Annotated in this window: 16 protein-coding genes; all 16 read right to left on the bottom strand. The window is 38.8% G+C overall.

Going from position 1 to position 19,961, the window contains the following annotated elements; all coding sequences use genetic code 11:
- The 16 genes from PSH54_RS01380 to tssM all read right to left on the bottom strand — a co-directional run bounded on the left by PSH54_RS01380 (position 1) and on the right by tssM (position 19,957).
- Complete coding sequence (locus PSH54_RS01380) at positions 1-291, bottom strand: PAAR domain-containing protein (protein WP_273605270.1); 291 nt, start codon at positions 289-291, stop codon at positions 1-3.
- 37 nt (positions 292-328) lie between these two features.
- Entirely contained in the window at positions 329-685 is a 357-nt protein-coding gene (locus PSH54_RS01375) for a hypothetical protein (protein WP_024032868.1), read from the bottom strand.
- A 7-nt stretch (positions 686-692) separates the two neighbouring features.
- Entirely contained in the window at positions 693-2,570 is a 1,878-nt protein-coding gene (locus tag PSH54_RS01370) for a type VI secretion system Vgr family protein (protein WP_064387133.1), read from the bottom strand.
- 74 nt (positions 2,571-2,644) lie between these two features.
- The gene (locus PSH54_RS01365) at positions 2,645-3,124 is read right to left on the bottom strand and encodes an Hcp family type VI secretion system effector (protein ID WP_024032870.1); all 480 of its coding nucleotides are present in this window, start codon (positions 3,122-3,124) and stop codon (positions 2,645-2,647) included.
- Positions 3,125-3,361: 237 nt separating this feature from the next.
- Positions 3,362-5,965, bottom strand: a complete 2,604-nt coding sequence (gene tssH / locus PSH54_RS01360) for a type VI secretion system ATPase TssH (protein WP_273605269.1) — start codon at positions 5,963-5,965, stop codon at positions 3,362-3,364.
- Positions 5,966-5,987: 22 nt separating this feature from the next.
- Positions 5,988-6,977: a type VI secretion system baseplate subunit TssG gene (gene tssG, locus PSH54_RS01355; protein ID WP_273605268.1), complete on the bottom strand. Its 990-nt coding sequence runs from the start codon at positions 6,975-6,977 to the stop codon at positions 5,988-5,990.
- Positions 6,974-8,800, bottom strand: a complete 1,827-nt coding sequence (gene tssF, locus PSH54_RS01350; RefSeq protein ID WP_273605267.1) for a type VI secretion system baseplate subunit TssF — start codon at positions 8,798-8,800, stop codon at positions 6,974-6,976. The genes tssG and tssF overlap by 4 nt, the downstream gene beginning before the upstream one ends.
- Positions 8,797-9,282 (bottom strand): type VI secretion system baseplate subunit TssE, encoded by a 486-nt coding sequence (gene tssE / locus PSH54_RS01345; RefSeq protein ID WP_064387136.1) that lies wholly within the window; start codon positions 9,280-9,282, stop codon positions 8,797-8,799. The genes tssF and tssE overlap by 4 nt, the downstream gene beginning before the upstream one ends.
- Before the next feature lie 17 nt (positions 9,283-9,299).
- A complete protein-coding gene (locus tag PSH54_RS01340; protein ID WP_273605266.1) occupies positions 9,300-10,076 on the bottom strand; it encodes a type VI secretion system accessory protein TagJ in 777 nt (258 codons plus the stop codon).
- A 2-nt stretch (positions 10,077-10,078) separates the two neighbouring features.
- The gene (gene tssC, locus PSH54_RS01335) at positions 10,079-11,605 is read right to left on the bottom strand and encodes a type VI secretion system contractile sheath large subunit (RefSeq protein ID WP_273605265.1); all 1,527 of its coding nucleotides are present in this window, start codon (positions 11,603-11,605) and stop codon (positions 10,079-10,081) included.
- A 36-nt stretch (positions 11,606-11,641) separates the two neighbouring features.
- A complete protein-coding gene (gene tssC, locus PSH54_RS01330; protein ID WP_024032877.1) occupies positions 11,642-13,132 on the bottom strand; it encodes a type VI secretion system contractile sheath large subunit in 1,491 nt (496 codons plus the stop codon).
- Positions 13,129-13,632 (bottom strand): type VI secretion system contractile sheath small subunit, encoded by a 504-nt coding sequence (gene tssB / locus PSH54_RS01325; protein WP_024032878.1) that lies wholly within the window; start codon positions 13,630-13,632, stop codon positions 13,129-13,131. Before tssB ends, tssC (PSH54_RS01330) begins: the two co-directional genes overlap by 4 nt.
- Before the next feature lie 16 nt (positions 13,633-13,648).
- The gene (tssA, locus tag PSH54_RS01320) at positions 13,649-14,761 is read right to left on the bottom strand and encodes a type VI secretion system protein TssA (protein WP_273605264.1); all 1,113 of its coding nucleotides are present in this window, start codon (positions 14,759-14,761) and stop codon (positions 13,649-13,651) included.
- 186 nt (positions 14,762-14,947) lie between these two features.
- Entirely contained in the window at positions 14,948-15,745 is a 798-nt protein-coding gene (locus tag PSH54_RS01315) for a PP2C family protein-serine/threonine phosphatase (protein WP_273605263.1), read from the bottom strand.
- Positions 15,738-16,466, bottom strand: a complete 729-nt coding sequence (gene tagF / locus PSH54_RS01310) for a type VI secretion system-associated protein TagF (protein ID WP_024032881.1) — start codon at positions 16,464-16,466, stop codon at positions 15,738-15,740. Before tagF ends, PSH54_RS01315 begins: the two co-directional genes overlap by 8 nt.
- On the bottom strand, positions 16,448-19,957 hold the full coding sequence (gene tssM, locus PSH54_RS01305; RefSeq protein ID WP_273605261.1) for a type VI secretion system membrane subunit TssM: 3,510 nt from the start codon (positions 19,955-19,957) through the stop codon (positions 16,448-16,450). The genes tagF and tssM overlap by 19 nt, the downstream gene beginning before the upstream one ends.
- Positions 19,958-19,961: the final 4 nt, after the last annotated feature.

The raw sequence follows: 19,961 nt of genomic DNA, 5'->3' as shown, positions 1-19,961 counted from the left end.
TTAGCCACCTATTAATACAGTAGGGTTACCAACAACAATTTTTCCGCCGTGGGAGCTATCATCACTCATTCGAGCTGCGGGTTTACCGTTAATTTTTACGCTACCAGAGCCTGACTTTATGCTGTCGGGTGGCCCAACACACACTAACATATCGCCTTTACGTGCTGCGGGCATGCTACCTATTAATACATTAGTTGAGCCTACCACAACAGGGCCGCCAACATGCGGGACTGTACCTGTGGTTTTAGGGCATACATGCATATGACCAATTGTAGCTGCGGGCTTACCCATAAAGACTCCTTGTCTTATTTACTTTTTGACAATAAAACTAATCAAATAAAGGAATAATTAATAATTTACTTTGAGAAACTAAACCCGATAAGGTATCAACTAATTCTGCCTTACTATAATCCGAAATTGATACCGGGCTTTGTAATGCGTACTGATATAAAGCAGCTATGGTATCTTCACTATTTAAAGCATTATGTAAATTACTTAAAAACTGATTAGCATAATAACCATCCATAGCTTTTAAATGCGTTAATGCAGGATTTAGCAATGGATCATCTGGCCTGTTTATTGGCAAACAAATTAAATACGGCAAACCGTAACGGCAATATACAACGTAACCATTATTATTAATGCCATTTCTATGCCCTGTATAAAAGCTATTTATTATTTCCATAACTGCACTAATTTAATTTAATCATGCCGGCAGATAAAGTAATGGCGCTACCATCAACTTTAACGTTACTGCCTTTAATGTCTATATTAGTGCCTTCTATAGTTATATTACCGCTGCTGCTCATTTTAATTTGTGCAGAGCCTGTTTTAATTACTATTTCATCACCAGCTTCAATATTAAGTGTTTTACCCACTTTTAACGTGTCGTTTTCACCTATATCGTCACTGCGATTTTTAGCCACTTTTAGTGTTTCATTATTGCCAATATCAACTTTTCGATCGTTGCCAATTTCAATATTATGGTCGTGATCTGTTTTGTCGTTTTGGTCATTTTTTACGTAAAGCTGCTTATCTTTTTCTGCTTGAATATAAACCAGCTCGCTGCCTTTTTTATCCTCAAACCTTAGCTCATTAAAGTTATCGGCTCCGCCTTCTTTGGTAGAGCGTGTTTTAATACCACTTTGTGTTTTTTCGCCAGGTAGTGCATACGGAGGCATTAAATCTGCGTTGTACACTGCTCCGCTAATAATTGGTTGGTCTGGGTCGCCATTTATAAAGTCTACAAGTACTTCTTGGCCTACCCGAGGGAAGAAAAACGCTCCCCACTTTTTACCTGCCCAGTTTTGCGCAACACGGATCCAACATGAACTTTTTGAATCTTTTTTACCTTCTCGGTCCCAGTCAAATTGCACTTTTACGCGACCATATTGGTCAATCATTATTTCATCGGCGCTGTCGCCAGTTACGATTGCCGTTTGCACACCGTTTATAACTGGTTTTTTCTTATTTATTTGCGCTCTGTAGGGTATATCTTTGGGTACGCATTCAAAATGGTTCGAGTACACTTCTTCTACTGACGACTGCTGAGAGCCAGACTGATTAGGCACCGTTATAGACGTCATCATAGAGGTAATAACAAATGTTTTACCTTCAAGACGTGGGTCTTCGTGCTTTTTAAAGCTAAAGAGTTTACCCACTGTAAATGAGCGGCAATCACTACGACCACTAGAAAGCTTCATGTCTCGCTGTAATGACTCAAGCTGAACAGATGCTAAATTAGCTGCGCGCGGGTGGCATTCTTGCTCGCCCGTGTATTCAAAAATTTCTGATACTGATTGCGTCGGTAACTCTGGATTAGCTTGCTCACCATCTGGGTAGCGTGATGGCTGTTTAAAATCGTAACCAACGCGTTTAAAGCTGCCTGGCGCAATACTTAAACCGCCCTGCCAACGTGATACATGGGATTCGCTTAAATGGCCAGTTGAGTAAACTACCTTTGCTTCGTCGCACACTTCATAAGCGGTAATATCATCAGCTAATACCAAGGTATGGTTGCTGTTGGTATGCTCAAAAAAGTAAAAAATACCTTCTTGTTGAAGCAATCGTTGAATAAAGTCAAAGTCTGACTCTTGGTACTGAACACAGTACTCGTATTTAGGGTATGTTTTGCTGGTTTTATCGCTAAAGGCAACATTGTGTTGGCCAAATAGGTCAGCAAATATTTCTTTAATTGTTTTCTTTTGGAATATTCGGCTGTTTTTACGGTTGCGCATAGATGCTGCAAACGGGACGATAGTTGCTTGGTAATCTATATAGTTTTTTTGTTCTTCTACATCAGCTGTACGGCTGCCGTTTGAAACCAAATGGCTTACTATTCCATGATAGTAACGCTCACCGCCGCCTTGTGCATTTTTTACCTTAATAGATACTGGCTTTCCAACCAAATCTTCATGTGCTATTTGCTTGCCAATTGTGTACATATTGGCAGACATAACAAATAAGTCTGACATTGCCTCTTGGGCAACAAAACGAGTTAAATAGAGGGCATCTTTACCAGCAGGGGTGCTAATCTGAATTACGTTGTTATTTTGTGTTGCTGTTTGCATTCCTTGCCTTTCCCATCCTAAAGATCAAAAAAAGCTCTGAGCAAAAGCCCAGAGCCATTATAAGATAACAAATATTACATTTGTTGACCTTTAACACCGCTGTAACCGTATACAAGTGGAGCAGTAATGTTATTTTTGTCGTCTGTTGGAGTAACAGTCATCATCATTTCTGTGTAGCTGATAGTGATTGTTTCGATAGGACGATCGTTTTGTACTGACACTGAATAGCTAGAAATCATCGCATCTGTAAGTTCGATTTTCATGATTTCTTCAACTTTATCACCTTGTTTAGTGATATGGAAAATAGCTGGTAAGCCTTTACCAATTGTCGCTTCTTTGAAAAGATCCGGAGATGCTTTATCTTGAAGTTTAGTGATAGTAACGTCGCCAAGACGAGTAGAGCTAGACTCACGGTCCATTGCTGTACCAGTTGCTGCGCTAATTTCACGGCTTACGTTCCAATCTAAAGATAATACTGTGATTAAATCTTTGAAAGATTCAGCTGTAGTTTCGCCTTTGATTGAACCGTATTTTAAATATGTATTTGCTTGCATTTGATAATGCTCCTTTTAATTAAACAATGTTATCCATTTAGACTGGATTATTTACTTTGGTTTCCCAAAAATTCCTTTGAAATCATTATCTTTAATACAGCAATGAAAAGGCCTTCAGATTCCTTTCCTTAGATGAAGACAATGTCTCAAAATTCCATGTAGTGATTTAAGGCACCAAAATTATAATACCCTAAAAATAAAGAAACAACCTTAATACTAAGTTAAATTAAATAAACTTTAATTTAACTCAATATTAAATTCATTATCTTTAACCGATAGCGATATACTATTTATTTTTTTGTCATCAATCATGCTAGAAAGTAAAACTTCCGACAACAAAGGCAATAATTTATTTTGCAAAATGGTATGAATGTTCCTAGCACCGGACCCTGCATTTTGACAATTATCAATAATATATTCTATTACGTCATTTTCATATTTAAGCTCAGCATCGTAATGCTTATTAACGCGTTTAATTATTTTATCAATTTGTAGTGATGCAATTTCTGTAAGAATATCGTCACTTAGTGGAATGTAAGGTATTACATTAATACGCCCTAAAAAAGCAGGTTTAAATGATGCGAGTAAATCATCTTGTAATGCTTTTAATAAACCTTTGATACTAGGTTTACTTTCTTCGTCTTCAAATAAACTCATGGTGGTATCAGTTCCCACATTAGAGGTCATAATAATGATTGTATTTTTGAAGTCGATATCACGGCCTTCACCGTCTTTAATTGTACCTTTATCAAACACTTGATAGAAAATATCTTGTACACCAGGGTGAGCTTTTTCCATTTCATCGAGCAATACTACGCTGTACGGTTTTCTTCTTACGGCTTCGGTTAATATGCCACCTTCGCCATAACCTACATACCCAGGAGGTGAACCAAGCAGTAGTGATACTTTGTGCTCTTCTTTGAACTCAGACATATTAATAATGGTGACATTTTCTTCACTGCCATACACTTCTTGTGCAAGCGAAAGTGCAGTCTCGGTTTTACCTACACCACTTGGACCTGCCAACATAAAAATGCCGTTAGGTCGGCTTTCATCTGCTAGTTGGGCGCGAGATGTTTGCACTACCTTAGCGATTAAATCTAACCCATGGTCTTGCCCTACAACACGTTTTTTCATTTGCTGTGCAAGGTTTAAAATGCCATGTATTTCATCTTCGTGCATTTTACCTACAGGTATGCCAGTCCAATCTGATATAACCTGTGCAATAAGCTCTTCATCCACTTGCCAATGAACCATATTATGTTCAAAAGCAGTTAACTTTTCTTTACTCTGCTTAAGATTGGCTAAAATTTCATCTGATGAATTTTCTTGTTCTGAGTTAATAGACTCGAGTGCCTGATTAAGCTCAGCTACAATTTCTTTTTCTACTTTAAATTGCTCAGTTAACGGCGCTAACTGCTCTTCAATAGTTACAAGTTCAGTTTTAAGTGTATCTAGTTGCACTGAATGATCTAAACCTGTTTTTTGTTCACGGTGTAGCATCTGCACTTGTGTTTCTATTTCGCTTAATCGATTTACAAGTTGCTCTATAGTGTTTGGTGTAGATGCTTGGCTCATTGCCACCCGCGCGCAGGCTGTATCTAATAATGCCACCGCTTTATCGGGTAGTTGCCTTGCCGTAATATAGCGATGCGATAAGTGCACTGCACTTTCGAGTGCTTGTTCAGAAATAAATACTTTGTGGTGTTTTTCCATTACGGGCACTAAACCACGTAACATAGCCACTGCTTTTTCTGGCGTTGGCTCTTCTACTTTTACCACTTGGAAGCGGCGTGTTAGAGCTGCATCTTTTTCAAAAAACTTTTTATATTCAGCCCACGTTGTAGCAGCAATGGTTCTAAGTTCGCCACGAGCAAGTGCCGGTTTTAATAAGTTAGCAGCATCGTTTTGGCCTGCGGCTCCACCGCTACCAATCATTGTATGAGCTTCATCAATAAATAAAATAACCGGGTTAACTGAATTTTTCACTTCGTTAATTAATGATTTAAGACGATTTTCAAACTCGCCTTTCATACCTGCGCCAGCTTGTAATAGTGCTAAATCTAAGCTGTGAATTTTCACATTCTGCAGCACGGCCGGTACATCTTTTTGTGCAATTCTTAAAGCTAAGCCTTCAACTACGGCTGTTTTACCTACACCCGCTTCACCGGTTAAAATAGGGTTGTTTTGACGGCGCCTGGTCAAAATATCCACCATCTGGCGAATTTCGAAGTCGCGTCCTAAAATGGGATCTATTTTTCCGGCTTTTGCTTGAGCAGTTAAATCAACAGTAAATTGGTCAAGGCTCGGGGTTTTAGAGTTTGTAGCCGATTGGCTAGGCGTGTTTTGTACTGAGTGATTGCGCTCTTGCGATTGAGCAACTATTTCCGGCCACGCATGAAGTAACTGCCCTGGCTCTATTTTATTAAATAACTTACTGCAACGGGTTACTAAGCTCGATAAGGTATCGTCTTTTACAAGCGTATAAATAACGTAGGCACTGCGAATTTGATTATCTGTATACTCAATACTGGTACTTAACCAAGATTGCTTTAATAAGCTAGTAACATGTACAGATAAACTAGGTGATGACTCACTACCGGTTTTAAACGCTTCTAAAGATTGATTTAAGTCTTGTTTTACTTTTTCAATATCAATGTCAAAAGAGCCAAAAATAAGTCTAACATCATCTAGTTGCTGCTCAATCATGGCAAGTAACCAATGTTCAAGCTCCACTGTAAAGTGGCTTCTGCTATTACAAATTGCAACCGCCGCCTCTAGGCTTTTTCTGCAATCAGGGCTTAGTTTTTCAACTAATTTATTGAGTGTCATCGAAGACATACAGTGTTCCTTTTAATTTTAATTATCCCTTAAACGATAACTTAGTAGGGTTAGATTTTGATTTGTTATTTTGTACCGCTAAAAAAGAATTTGCGCCTAATTGGCAGTCATTCTTAGCCAGCTGAGCGGCGCCTAAATGCTGAAAGTCAGTTTCAATAACTAAGCGGAACTGAATTGAGTTTCCAACGTAGTCTTTAGTAATTTTGTTTGCGAGTTCAAACAAAGCCCCTTTGGGTAAAAGAAGTTTTGCTTTTTTTGGATCGTATGATTTTATATGCACTTCAATATTAGAAGAGACATCCCAAACCTTTTTACCTAGCATGGTATCTACACCTAGCTGCGCATGCTGACCTTCAAATAATACTTGGCTTGCAAGGCGTGTTTGCTCTTGTTGGTGAAGTTCATGCCATTGACCAACCATTTGTTTTATTTTTACTTCGCAACCTAGGTATGAGCTAAGCACACTTTGTAAATCAAATGCGTTACGAATTTTTCGACTGTACAAACCCGAAAAATGCAACTGATGCTCATTATAGCCACCACTTAATAGCCCCAATATTTTGGTATATGGGTCTTTATTTTTGTCATTGTTTACATGGTTTAATGAAGGCTTATATTTTTTCCAAGCTCGGTAATACAAAGAGATCAGACGATGATTAAACATGTCGTAAAAATCGCGCATGGTCGTGTCTTTATAGCGCAGCCTTTGCATAACCAGTTCACTATAAAATTGCGGTAATGCACCAGAGCAGCCAGTTAACCCCATAAATGAAACCTGCATATTGACCTTGTGCAGACCATCTTCAAAGCCAGTTTCTTCTAGCTTAGTAATTGCATTTCCTGGGTAGCCAAACTTTTGTGTGGCCGTAAATTTTATTAGTTCTTGCTTTGGGTTGCTATCGTAACCGACGTGGCGATAATCTAAGCCACGCTTTTTAAGCTGGTTTTCAATAATGAAAACCGCTTTATAAAAATCGACTTGAGAAGCTTGGGCAATCAGTTGCTTTATCATAGTAGTGGTCTATCACCTACGCGCGCAGGCCACTGATAATATATTTGCTCTTGCTCTTTTAAACGCAAGCTCAAACGTGTGTAACTATTTATAGCGGCAAACTGAGCAAAGAAATGATCCAACACTGCGGCAAAAAAGAACATGCCACTGCCCGAAAAATCATCGTTAGCAAAAGTAATTTCTATCTCGCTGCCAGTTACAAAACTTACCCTGCCTTTTTGAATAACACGCGCGGTTGCAGGCTCAATACTAACGCGATATATATTATCTATTAGCCCTTTGGTTTGAGGCGATGCTCTAAAGTCATACAGACGAAGTACTTCTTTTAATTTATTACACGCATCTTCACCGCTAAACGTATCGAGTGTTAAATGATTAACAAGCTGCCAGCGCGTTGCATCGGCTAATACGGGTCTAACTGCATGTGTAAAAGGCGCTAAACAACGAATTTTTTTAATTACATCGCCGCGCTCTGGCATTAGTAATCCAAGCTCATCGTCGCCAAATGGCATACTCGCAGGTAAATTACGGTTGCTACAATGTGCGCGTACAGTGAGTACAGAGTTACCTTCACCATATTCCATAGCGCTGTTTTCAAATTTGGCATCTACCAATGACATAAATGTCTCGGTGCCAGACTCTACATAACCGCCCGCCCACGACGCTGTTTCTCTTCTTATATGCCAAAATAGGTCTTCGTGACCTTGATAATTTGGATGAGTTTGACCATAAAATGGCGCAACGACTTGTTTATTACCTTTATGATCAAACGCTATAACCTCTGAAATACCAATCACTTCAGAAATTTCTGAGTCCATATAACGCGGTGCAAGTTGATACTCGTATTCACTTATCTCAGGGCGAATTGGCTCAAGTTCTTGTTCAAATAAGTTAATTATTGGCGTGCACCCGAGTAAAAACATATCCTCATCAACCTGTTTCTCAAGCTCACTTGACTCAATATCAAGGTATATATAGATATCACATTTGTTGGAGTTTTTAGGTAATGCGCCGCGTATACCTTCAAGTTCAAAAAAACGAAACTTTTCAGGAAAAGTAAAGTTTTCAACCAATAAACGATAACCGGCAGCAGAGCGCTGAGAGTAAGGCACAACCGCTTCGTGTGTTTCAAACCCGACCGCTTTTAATTGGTTTTTTGATAGGTATTTAATGCCTTCTTCGCCATTATCTATGGCTATACCAATGCTGTGTTTAAATAACAGTTCATACACTTTAAGAGTATGGTGCCACTGCCCGTTTATATATACGCGAAGTTTTTCTAAACCAGTTTCTCCAAGCGAAACGCCCTTGTATTCACCGGTTAGCTCTAACTTAAATATAGACTTTGCCTTTTCATGCCAACGCGGCTTAGGCGCTACAAAAGGGCTGTTATCAAACTGGGCTTTAGTAATTTCAATGGGCCAAAGGTAGGTTTCGTAACAGGTTTGAAACTTACATTGCTTCATAGAATCAACGTTAGTTTCAACTTCACTTGCTCTTGGGATGACAACACCCGCGGTTGAAAGGTTTTCGGCTTCTAATTTTACAATCGACATAGAAGGGATAGGTGCCTGATAATCTGGTAGCATCTGCCCTAATAAAGCATCCGTTAATTCAGGAAAACTGTCATCTAGCTTTTGTCTAATATTGGCTGTTAAAAATGCAAACGATTCAATAAGCCGTGATACATGAGGGTCTTCAACATGATCTTCACTAAGCTTTAAACGCCCAGCTACTTTTGGGTATTTCTCAGCAAAGTCTTTACCTAAATGACGCACAAATGCTAATTCACGATTGTAATATTTTAATAATTCATCGTTCATAATGATGCCTCAATAATCTTCATACCTAAATTTACGGGCTCTACCTCAGAATCAAAGCTTATAAATTCTGGCTCAGGATCAGCGTATAAAAGCGCATTAATACGCAAGTTTAAAACGCGATTAACCGGTACTTCTTCATCAGTAAATACTTCAACTTCTAAAAATCGTGGCTCAAATTTTAAAATAGTGTTTCTAACTGTCTCGCATAGCAGTGCTCGACCTTCGTGAGAACTGACCGACATACTTGAAAAATCGGGTAAACCGTACGATAAACACGATGTAGCAAGCTCACTATATTGTGTAGGCCACGTATGCCATTGAATTCGGGCGTTAAGCAGTGCTTCTATATCTCTGCGCACATTTTTACGTAGCTCACTTATAGTGATCCCTTCGGTACGCGATGGTGCATCTTGAAAGTCAGGCTCATCATCAATGAGCCTATCTAAAATAGATGCTTGAAGCTGCTGCTTATGTTCTATCATTATTGCTCAAATATAAATTATGCTGCTTCTACAGCATTAATTTTTAAATTAGGAATTGTGATGGCTTCATCATTTACAAACAACATTTTCTTGCCTTTACCAATAATGAATTCATCTTTGAGTTCAACCCAGTCCGAAACCTGACCTAATTTTTCAAGATCCGATTCAGCATTGGCATAGACAAGCGGTAAATGTGCAGTGCCTGAAGGGCCTTCTTTAATCGTTATTTCAACGCGTAGCCAAATGCTTTCTAATACTGAACTTACAGGCTCTACTTTTATCGACTCAATTTCATCAAAATTTGCCAAGTAAAATTCGCCATTTGTGCCTAGTACTTCTAAATAAGGGTTTAATGTATCGTCCAAATCGCGTGCCACTGACTCTGCATCACTTAACGTTGTAACTCTTAACGTTTCCATTTGCGCAGAAAGCTCAGCAGCTTCGTCTATTTCGCCCTCTAGCAATGCCACATGCATTTTTAAAAACAGCGTGTCTATCTCATCAGCATCATGAAATAATTTAGGGATTCCTTTACCTTGGTAAAAGTCTATTCGTGATTGCTGAGCACGGATCAAATGTCTAAGATTTACAGCACCTACAGCAAACTCAGGATTTTTTTGAACCATAAAGTCGAGTTGTTTGTCTGCTTTTTCTAGATCACCATTTATGCAAAGTAATTCTGAATAGATACTTCTTATATCAAAATTTAAAGGCTCATCTTGAAGCTCTGTAGCACACAAAGATAGTGCTTCAGTTAGTTTTCCCTCGCGAATCAAGCTATGTATTTTCTTCATGGTTATTCCTTTATTTTGTGGTGAGGACTGAGCTCTGTTATTAATTTAATGCTCGAGACCATTTGATCTAATTGAAAATGGGGTTGTAGTTGTAAAACAGAAAAAAAGTGACCTGGATTTGCTTTGTTTTCACTTACTTTTATGCGCGCATTACTCAGTGGATATTTACTTCTGATTTGCTCAGATGCTGAGTCTGACGCCGTTGTATAATTATTGATCCACGACTGTAAGTCGCGCTCGCACGCATGCGCATTTATGTATGAACCGACTCTATCGCGGGCAAGTATTTTTAAATAATGTGCAAAGCGAGATACACATAAAATGTATTGCAACATAGATGAAAGGCGTGCATTTATATTAGCTGCACTGGATTCGTAATTTTTTGCTTTTTGTACCGATGCATTACTATAAAAAACAATATGTTCAGTATTAGTCACTGATGACGTTGGAATAAATCCAAGTTCAGAGAACTGCTTTTCAAATTTACTTGTTACTAATAAATCCAATGGCGGTTTAGCTTCTTTTTGGTAGGTATCGTTTGCAAAGCTGTCTTTTGCAAGCCCTGTGACTAACCCTTTTGACACTTTACCAGGCTCTATCCCTCTAATGTGCCCAAACCATCCGCTATCACAGTAAGCCCTAATTATTGTTGATACAAACTGAAACGCAGCATTACCCCATAACATATCTGTTTCGGGGTTTTTTATTTGTTCTTTAAAATAAAAGTCTTGATGGCGTTTACCATCGTTACTGTAGGGTGCTCTGACTAAAACGTGCGGTAACGTTAAACCAACAAAGCGTGCCTCTTCCATTGCTCTAAAGCTTTGCCATTTTACATATTCAGGTTGCTCAAATTGATTGAATAAATCTGCGTAGTACCCTAGATCAGAAAAGTTATCTGCGCCAAAAAGGTTTGGAGACGCTGAACATATAAATGGTGAGAATGCAGCAGCTGCAGTGCGCGAGATTTCTTTAATAGTATCAATATCGTTATAAATAGTGCCATTAGATGACATATTACTAATTTCGTAATCGCCAATTACTACACCAAAAGGCTCGCCACCGGCACTATCAAATTCACTTTGATAGAGTAACTGAAAAAAGTAACTTTGGTCGAAATCTATCGCTTTGTTTACATCTTTAGAGAGGGTTGCCCAATCACAGTTTAATACTTTTATTTTTACTTTATTTTCTTTGTCGTATTGCTCTGTTTGGAGGGTCAACCACCATAAGTTACGCCAGCTGGCTTCTAACTTTTGAAATCGTGTAGCATGAATAATGCCATTTAGCTGTTGAGAAATTAGCTGATCAAGTTCAACAATAATTCGTTGTAAATAAGGACCAAGCGATTCTTTTGTCCAAGAGATAGGAGAATCAGAAGAGCCTTCAAGCCACAATAACAGTGCCTTGTCTAAGTTTTTTTCGTTCAAAAACCTATCAAGCAAAGCATCATTATCGCTAATTCTAGACTGCGACTTTTGGTGAAAAGCGTAGTCTTGATTTATAAATGAAAACTCTTCGTGATTCATTTTACTGCATTATCCTTAACGCTAAAGACTAGTTAATTAACCAATCTCTGGAATTTTAGCTACAAGACGTAATGAAGAGGTAAGCTCTTCCATTTGTAGCCAAGGTCGTAACCATGCCACTGCGTTATAAGCGCCTGGCTGACCTGGTATTTCTTTAACTGATACTTTTGCATCGGCTAATGGGTAACGTGCTCTAATATCTTGGCCACCACCCTCGGTCGCATTTACATACGATAGAATCCAACGGTTTAACCATGACTCAACATCTTCCGCTTCCATAAAGCTACCAATTTTATCGCGCGCCATCACTTTTAAGTAATGTGCAAAACGAGACGTCGCCATTAAGTAAGGTAAGCGAGCTGAAATTGCAGCATTAGCTGTTGCATCAGGCGTTGAATATATTTGTGGTTTTTGACAGCTTTGGCCACCAAAGAAAACAGCGTAATCGGTATTTTTGTAATGACACAGAGGTAAGAAACCAAGTTTACTTAGCTCAGCTTCACGACGGTCTGTTATGCCAATTTCTGTTGGGCATTTAAGATCCGGATCGCCATCATCACTTGTGAAAATATGCGTTGGTAGGCCTTCAACTTTACCGCCACCTTCAGCACCACGTATCGCAGTACAAAAACCGTATTGCGAAAACGCTTTGGTCATATTAGTGGCCATTGCGTAAGCTGCATTACTCCAGCAGTAGTCGCTATTATCAGTGCTTACTGAACGGCCTGCTTTTGGTTCAACTTCAAACTCTTCATAGTTAAACTCTTCTACAGGTTTAGAAGCTGCACCGTAAGGTAAACGTGATAAGAAGCGAGGCATAGTTAGCGATACAAAACGTGAATCATCGCTGTCTCTGAACGAGCGCCATTTTGTGTACTCTAATGATTCAAACACTTTTTCTAAATCACGAGGTTTAGTCAACTCTTCCCAGTTATCAAACCCGAATAAAGACGGTGAAGAAGCGGCAATAAATGGACAGAAACCAGCTGCTGCCACATTCGACATTAGGCTTAACGTTTCCACATCTTCTGGGTGGTTAGTAAATTCAAAGTCACCCACAATTGTGCCATAAGGTTCGCCACCAGGAGTACCAAATTCAGACTCGTAAATCTTTTTAAATGTTTGGCTTTGGTCAAACTCAACTGCTTTGCTTAAATCTTTATGTAGTTCTTTTTTCTTCATGTTTAAAACACGAATTTTAAGCGTTGAGCTGGTTTCAGAATTCATTACAAGGTGGTGCAAACCACGCCAAGAACCTTCTAACTTTTGAAACTCTTCGCTGTGCATAACAACACTAAGCTGCTTTGAGATTTTCTGATCGATTAATTGAATTGCTTCATTAAACGTCACAGTCATGTTTTTATTCCATTGAACTGTGCCTTTTAATGCCTCTTCAGTTAATGTTTTAAGTAGTTCTTCTGCACGACTTGCATCAGTTTGCTTAGTGGCGCCAATTGCTTGCTCTAATAACGATGAGCTTGCCTCAGCTGTTGACTCTAATTCAGTACTTAGTTGCTCTGCACTCATTTTTCAGTCTCCTCTAGCTTAAGTTCCTTAGCAATAGAATCAAGGCTTGAAGTATTGCTTAATACTTCTTCTAAAACATTTTCAAGCTCTTCTGAACGGTCAATCTTAGTCATTAAATCGCGTAATTTATTACGTGTTTCCATTAGCTTACGTAATGGTTCTACCTGATTAACAACTGCTGCAGGCTCAAAGTCATCGATTGATTTAAAGCTAAGGTTAACTTCAAACTCAGAGTCATCATCGCTCAGTGTATTTTCTACAACAAGTTTTAATGAAGGGCTCATGCGTTTTAAAACATCGTTAAAGTTTTCGCGGTCAATTTGAATAAAGCGTCTGTCTTTTAATGGTTTTAATGCTTCAGTGTTATCACCTGAAAAATCACCCATTACACCAACAACAAATGGTAATTCTTTTTTTACCGCAGTCCCTTCAGTTTCAACATCATAAGTGATGTGAACGCGAGGCTTACGTACTCGTTTTAATTTATCATGGATACTCATAGAGAACTCCTTTTACTTATGTTTCAGTTTCGCTGATCTTAATGCCAGACAACTTAAAGTACCCGGTCCTAGCATCACTATCTGTTATTAATTCATTTAATAATTCAGGCAGCGATAATTCGCTCCATCGAATCACTTGTTCTATCGTGTATGACATTGGAGAATGCGGTTCGGTTTTTCTAAAAAACGCCGCTATTTCTTTAAGCTTATTTATCGCATTCTCACGAGAATCAATTGCTTGGTTAATGGCCTTTTTAGGCGCTTCAATAGCATCTTGCTCTTCATCGTTTTGAGTGAGTTGCTCTTGCGTTTGCTCAGAGATGAGAGCCTGTTCAGCTGCAACAAGTTTATCCGCTGCAATGTGGTTAACGGCTGCCAAACTTACTTCAAGCGCTTGTTTAATATTTGAGGTAGGTTGCGGCTGCCCCGTCACTTTATCCATCACATCGCTAAGCTGGGCAAATTCAGTAATTGCCTCTTCTATATCTTGCTTTAAGTTGACAAAAAATTCAGTGCTTGTCTCCGCAGCGCTTTTTTCAATTAATTCAAAATCGACCGCGCCTTGTGCTAGTTTTTTCTCTCTTTTCTCATCATTTAACCTTGAAATATCATAACCTTGCTGATATTCCCAAAATGTAAAAGGGTCTAAGCTAACACTGTCAGTTAACAGTATGCTTTTGATGGGGATAATAAGAGTCCCCTCACCTGCGGAGCCATTTAATCCGCCAAGAGCCGATACTTTGTCTGAAATTTCATCGTCTGCATCGAGGGTAGGGTATAGCGAGTCGAAATAATTATCTAATAAGTGGCTAGCCACTTTAAAGCCAAAGGCAAGCCCTTTAAAACCGTGAATTCGGCATAAAGCTTCAATAAACCATGCTAAATACTCAATGTCTTTGCTTTGTGATTTAATTGCGCTACTGCATTGCTCTAATAAAGGTAACCAGTCGCGAGCAAGTGATGAAATACCTTCTTCGTCTACTAACGCGTTTCTTTCAGCGGCACGAAGTTGGTTTCTTAAATCTTTTAAGGCGTAATAAGTCGACGTAGGTGAAACATCCGAGCGAGGGTCTAAACCTGCGATCTCAGTTTCAGAAATAGGGGAAATATACTCTTCAAATACAAACATTCCGTCGTCCTAATAATTATCCATAAAACTCCAATAAAGCGGAGCGGATTTCATATTACATTCTTTATATTAAAATACAAGCCTAGTTACAATTGTGTTTAAACCAAAATAATTGCAAATATATAAACAATAAACTTTCAATATAAATAAATTAACACTTAAAATTATATAATTAGTAATAAATAATTATTTAGTAAAAAGTGGAATTGTAGCTTCATCTTGAATTTTGTATGTTTCCGATTTGCTACTAAAATTTTCATGGCCATATTTAATTATAATACAGGTAACATTATCGCGTGCACCTCTAACTAAAGAAGAATGCATTAGCGCCATACCTGAATCAATAATACTATTAGGTTCTAATGACAAACATATTTCTTCATCAGACAATTCGCCTGTTAAGCCATCTGAACAAAGTAAGAAAATATCATTAGTATTTACTTCACCTTGTACTACATCTACTTTAACTTCGTCTGTAACGCCCACTGCACGGGTAATCACATTCGAAAGAGGGTGCGTTTTTGCTTCCTCGACTGAAATTACGCCCTCATCGATAAGGTCATTTACTTGGCTATGATCCCGCGATACTTGCTGTAATTGGCCATTTCGCAGCATGTATGCCCGGCTATCACCTACCCACAAAACGTAATATTGATTATCTTTTATAAATAAGACGGTTACTGTACTGCCCGCCGTTTTACTTCCTAAGTACTGAGCGCTGTAATCATTTAATTGGCGATTTGCATCTTCAATAGCTGAAACAATATGAGAAACGCTAAGCGTAGCTAGTGTCTTTTCTTCAACTTTTGCTCTAATAACATCTACGACTAGTTGGCTTGCAACTTCACCCGCTTCATGTCCACCCATTCCATCAGCTACTACCCATAAGTTATGGCTATTAATTTCAACATGAGAGTCTTCATTTAATTGCCTAACTGCACCGCGATGAGTTATTGCGTAACTTGTGCTTAAATTGCTAATCACTATTTTTTACCTGTGTGTAATTCCATTCCCAATGTTTCCATCGACCATCTAACATAGCAGCAACTTGGTTAACAGGCGGCAGTCCTGAAGTAACAAGCATCATAGGCTTTATATTGCATGAACCGTGTGTCCACCAAACACTATAATCACCATGCTTTTTATATAAAAGTGCATGTAGGGCGTCTTTTAAAACATCACTTGATAGCTCATCACCTGAGAACTCAAATGCTTCACCCTCTTTATTTTTGTCACTAGAGGGAGAAATACTAAGCTGCTTTTTAGGCGCTATAAGGGTGCTTATCGATTTAGCAACGTCTTTTCTCCACGTAAAAAGGTCAACAGAGCTATCGAGCACTTTAAGTACAGTGTCTTCGTACTCTAAGGAGAAAACGCCCGAATTTAATACTTCTATCGGCGCAACTTCTAATGTACTGGCCACTGTAAATGGGTAATGGCGCCCTACTGCATCCATACTCGGTAATAGGGTTCCCATTACGCCTTTATCGCCAACAATATTCGGCGATAAAGCAAAATGCCATACAGGACCTGTTAGGTAGTTATCTTGCCAATTGTCGCCTAACTGTTCCTTGCTTACAGCAATAGCTGCTTGCAGCCATTGCTCCCAGTGCTCTGAAAATTCTTTCGAAACGCTGTCTTGAACAAAGTCCCCCAAGCTAGGGACTTTGCCGAGGTAGCCTATATTTATAATCGGGTCGGACATGAAAACTTCTCTACACTTTTATTCCAAAATGGATGCCTAATTGATTTTGGCAATAGCTCAACTTTTGCGTTGTTACCCATGAGAGAAAAATGTAACTCTAAATCCTCACGTGTTTTAGCTCTTTTAGCGCTTAGCTCATCTAGCATGCGATAAAGCGACCATTCACCTTGGTAAGTCGTATTAATTGGGCGGCCACCACTTGGCGGCGTAAACTCAATTCTTGTGGTACTTTGCCCTGATGAACCTGGCCATACAAAGTTAGTAATTTTGATTGGGCCATGACGATATGACATGGACTGGCCATCTATTTCCACTCTAAATTTAGAGACAGTTTGATCTAATTCAACGGTTCTTAATCCAAACTCAATTCTAGGTGTTGCACTTCCACCATCGAAGAATACCGTTTGAATTTGATGGGCTAGTTCAAACATGGCTAAAGTATCAGCGCTTATGCCAATGTCTTTTTCAAACTTCCACGGACTCGAACTCATATCCACACTTGGCGCTACATAGTTAGTGAAGAAGCTATCAATAGTGCCATCGGGTCCAAAGAAGCGTGTAAAGTCTTTCATATTCACTTCTTTTTGTGCATAAGGAGAGAAAGGGTATCGGCCCACAATAGCTGCGTTGTACTCACGTAAAACTTGGCTTTTCCAAATCTCATTTAAGTGTCTGTTAGCGCTATTTTTAGTGATATTACTGGTATCTCTGCTTATATCTAATAACCAGCTATTAAATGGGTAAGGTAGATCACGGCTCTGGAACTCAAGCTGGCGAATGAAACTGGGTTTACTTTTTCCACTGATTTGATCTTTTATTGATGACTTTAACTGATCACCTCTATCAAGCTTAGTTAGATATACATTAAGCTCTCTGAGGTTTTTCTGAATGTTATCTAATTGCTGAGCATCAATATTTATAACATCTTCAAACGCTTCTTCAACCTGATAACCTGGTAGTTTAATGTCAAACTTAGGCGCTTCGTCAGGTAAAAAACGTTTAATTCTGTTAGCTTTAGTTTGCATTGCAATTTCAGCGGCATTAGCGGCAACTTTACCCGCTGCTTTTTGATTCTCTGACACCGGCAGTTTGGTTAGTTGCACATTTTTTTGCACAGCCATAATAATGTTTTTAATCGGTGCTTCTGAACCAGCAAGTACATCAGTAATATTCACCCCCTCAGCAGGTGAGCTGTACTGATTAAGGCTTAAATCGTCGATAAATGATTGCCAAAAGAAGACATAATCTTGGAAATAACGCTGCTCTAATTTCTTTTCAATCTCTTCTTTAGAAATATCATAAGTGCCCGATGCTTCCTCGCCATATACCCAGCTGCTTGCCATCAAATTTCCAAGCATTTTACTTTTTTCAACATTAAAAATGCCGTGAAAACCGTTAAAGGTATATAAACCAGGGATACTTCGAGTCAGCTCGCCATTGTTTCTGAATGTGAATTTTTGCGCACTTTCAAAACTAATAATGTCTGTTAATCTAAACGGCGGAATGCTGCTATCAAGAAAATCAGCTTGTAGGCGTTGGTATGCCCTTTCGGCTATTGGTAACTTAGTTAATTCAGCTCTAGCTATACGCACTGCTTGATTATCTATTTTGGTTTGACTAATACCAAGCTCTAATAAGGCAGCAATGTGGTTCATTAACTGGCCGCGAGTTAGCGCATTTTTATCACCCGGTAGATTTCTTTCTAGGTATGCATTAAACCAAGCCGAAATATCTTCACTTTCAAAGTACTCAGGTTGGAATAGCATTAAATAGCACTTTAGCGTCTCGTATAAATAGCTAAGGTGCTCTGGGTGCGCTTCCATTTCTTTAATTAACGTATTTGCGATATAGGGTTCTAAATACGTTTGTAGAGACCTGTTATAGGCTTGTGTAGATGACTGTTTAATTTCACTAAGCTTATTAAAACCTATTGACTGAGATTCATCGTCATCAACTAACGCAGGGTTGTTAGCTGGTAAGTTTCTTAGCGCATTGAGCCTGTCGTTTAATACTAATAAGTTGCTTCTATCAAACGAGGCGGCATCTAGCTCCTGATAAGTTTCAATGGCTTCATCTGTAGCAGCCATTAAATTATTATTCCATGCAAAGCTAAAATACCACGAAATAGAAAAACCAATTACCGCAATACTGGCTAAAGAAATACTACCTACTCTGAGCCATTTGTTTTGCTTATCGTGATGTTTGTTAGTGCTGGCTAGGTTTTGCTCAGGGAAAATTACACCTTCTAAAACATTTTTAATAAAGAAGCTTTTCGATTGATTTATATAACTAGAATCTGCTGAGTTTACGTCATTTAAAAAGCTAGCTGGCTTCCCTTCTTGAGTTGCACTGGTCAAATATACGCCCCTAAACATAGGGAGTTCTTCATAAGCGTTAGGGGTAAAAATTTCTTTTAAAAATGCATCGCCCACACCTTGTAGCACACGAAGTTGTCTAGGAAATTCGAAAATTTTGGCTCGTATTTCTTCATTACGCTCGTTAATCAGCCTACGATTAAGCATTTCTGTCAGTTTTGAAATTAATGCGTGAAACTCTTTGTTAAACGCTTCAACTTGAGTGTCTTTATCTAGGTCTAGCTCAAAAGTAACACCCCAAACTTGCTCGCATTCCTCTTCTGTAAGCTCGCCAAAAAACTCTCTAAACCCTTCAATTAAATCAACTTTAGAAAGAATAACGTACACTGGAAAAGTCATACCCAACTGATTTTGTAACTCTTGTAAGCGCTGTTTAATTGCGCGGGCATGTAGGTTACGCTCTGTTTTAGTTTGACTCATGAGCTCAGAAATACCCATGCTGATCATTACACCGTTAATAGGACGTAGAGGGCGGTACTTGCGTAAAAGCCCTAAAAAGCCCTCCCATGCGCGTGAGTCATGTTTTGCGTGGCTACTTTGTGTAGTGTATCGCCCTGCGGTATCGATAAGTACGGCTTTATTAGTGAACCACCAATCACAATTTCGTGTACCACCTACACCGTGGACTAAATCAACACCTAACTTATCTTTTAACGGATAGTCTAAGCCTGAGTTATTAATAACCGTTGTTTTACCGGCACCAGGCGGGCCAATCATAATATACCAAGGTAATTGATATATATTTTTACCTTTAAATAGCTTTACATCTTTGAGTAAGTTGATGGCCTCATTCATGCGATTTTTTAACGTGGTGATCTCTTCATTCACCTCGTTACTGTTCGACTCATCGCTTTCAATTAGCTCATCAGCCATTTTCTCATCGCGTTTGCTTTGTTGTGTTAAGCTATAAATTTTGGTGATAGCAAACACTAAAATAACAAACAAAATAGTTAACAGCCGTGCTGCTACACTCTCTAAAGGGATAAAGTCAGCAATCGCAATAAGCGGACCACCAAACCAAATTAATAAAGATAACGCCAAAAAGCCGATAATTAACATGGCTGTTTTAGAAGTAAGTACGTAAGTAATTTTTTTTATTTTGTGTGAAAAACTCATGTCA

It is taken from the genome of Pseudoalteromonas sp. Angola-30 (assembly GCF_028599215.1).
Lineage (GTDB): Bacteria > Pseudomonadota > Gammaproteobacteria > Enterobacterales > Alteromonadaceae > Pseudoalteromonas > Pseudoalteromonas atlantica.
This window is presented reverse-complemented; position numbering and strand designations above follow the sequence as displayed.

Coding starts and splice junctions, on each gene's coding strand:
- tssA (WP_273605264.1), bottom strand. CDS start 14,761: ATGTTTGTATTTGAAGAGTATATTTCCCCTATTTCTGAAACTGAGATC.
- tagF (WP_024032881.1), bottom strand. CDS start 16,466: ATGTCCGACCCGATTATAAATATAGGCTACCTCGGCAAAGTCCCTAGC.
- PSH54_RS01365 (WP_024032870.1), bottom strand. CDS start 3,124: ATGCAAGCAAATACATATTTAAAATACGGTTCAATCAAAGGCGAAACT.
- tssC (WP_024032877.1), bottom strand. CDS start 13,132: ATGAGTGCAGAGCAACTAAGTACTGAATTAGAGTCAACAGCTGAGGCA.
- tssH (WP_273605269.1), bottom strand. CDS start 5,965: ATGTCTTCGATGACACTCAATAAATTAGTTGAAAAACTAAGCCCTGAT.
- PSH54_RS01370 (WP_064387133.1), bottom strand. CDS start 2,570: ATGCAAACAGCAACACAAAATAACAACGTAATTCAGATTAGCACCCCT.
- tssC (WP_273605265.1), bottom strand. CDS start 11,605: ATGAATCACGAAGAGTTTTCATTTATAAATCAAGACTACGCTTTTCAC.
- tssB (WP_024032878.1), bottom strand. CDS start 13,632: ATGAGTATCCATGATAAATTAAAACGAGTACGTAAGCCTCGCGTTCAC.
- PSH54_RS01375 (WP_024032868.1), bottom strand. CDS start 685: ATGGAAATAATAAATAGCTTTTATACAGGGCATAGAAATGGCATTAAT.
- PSH54_RS01380 (WP_273605270.1), bottom strand. CDS start 291: ATGGGTAAGCCCGCAGCTACAATTGGTCATATGCATGTATGCCCTAAA.
- PSH54_RS01340 (WP_273605266.1), bottom strand. CDS start 10,076: ATGAAGAAAATACATAGCTTGATTCGCGAGGGAAAACTAACTGAAGCA.
- tssM (WP_273605261.1), bottom strand. CDS start 19,957: ATGAGTTTTTCACACAAAATAAAAAAAATTACTTACGTACTTACTTCT.
- tssE (WP_064387136.1), bottom strand. CDS start 9,282: ATGATAGAACATAAGCAGCAGCTTCAAGCATCTATTTTAGATAGGCTC.
- tssG (WP_273605268.1), bottom strand. CDS start 6,977: ATGATAAAGCAACTGATTGCCCAAGCTTCTCAAGTCGATTTTTATAAA.
- tssF (WP_273605267.1), bottom strand. CDS start 8,800: ATGAACGATGAATTATTAAAATATTACAATCGTGAATTAGCATTTGTG.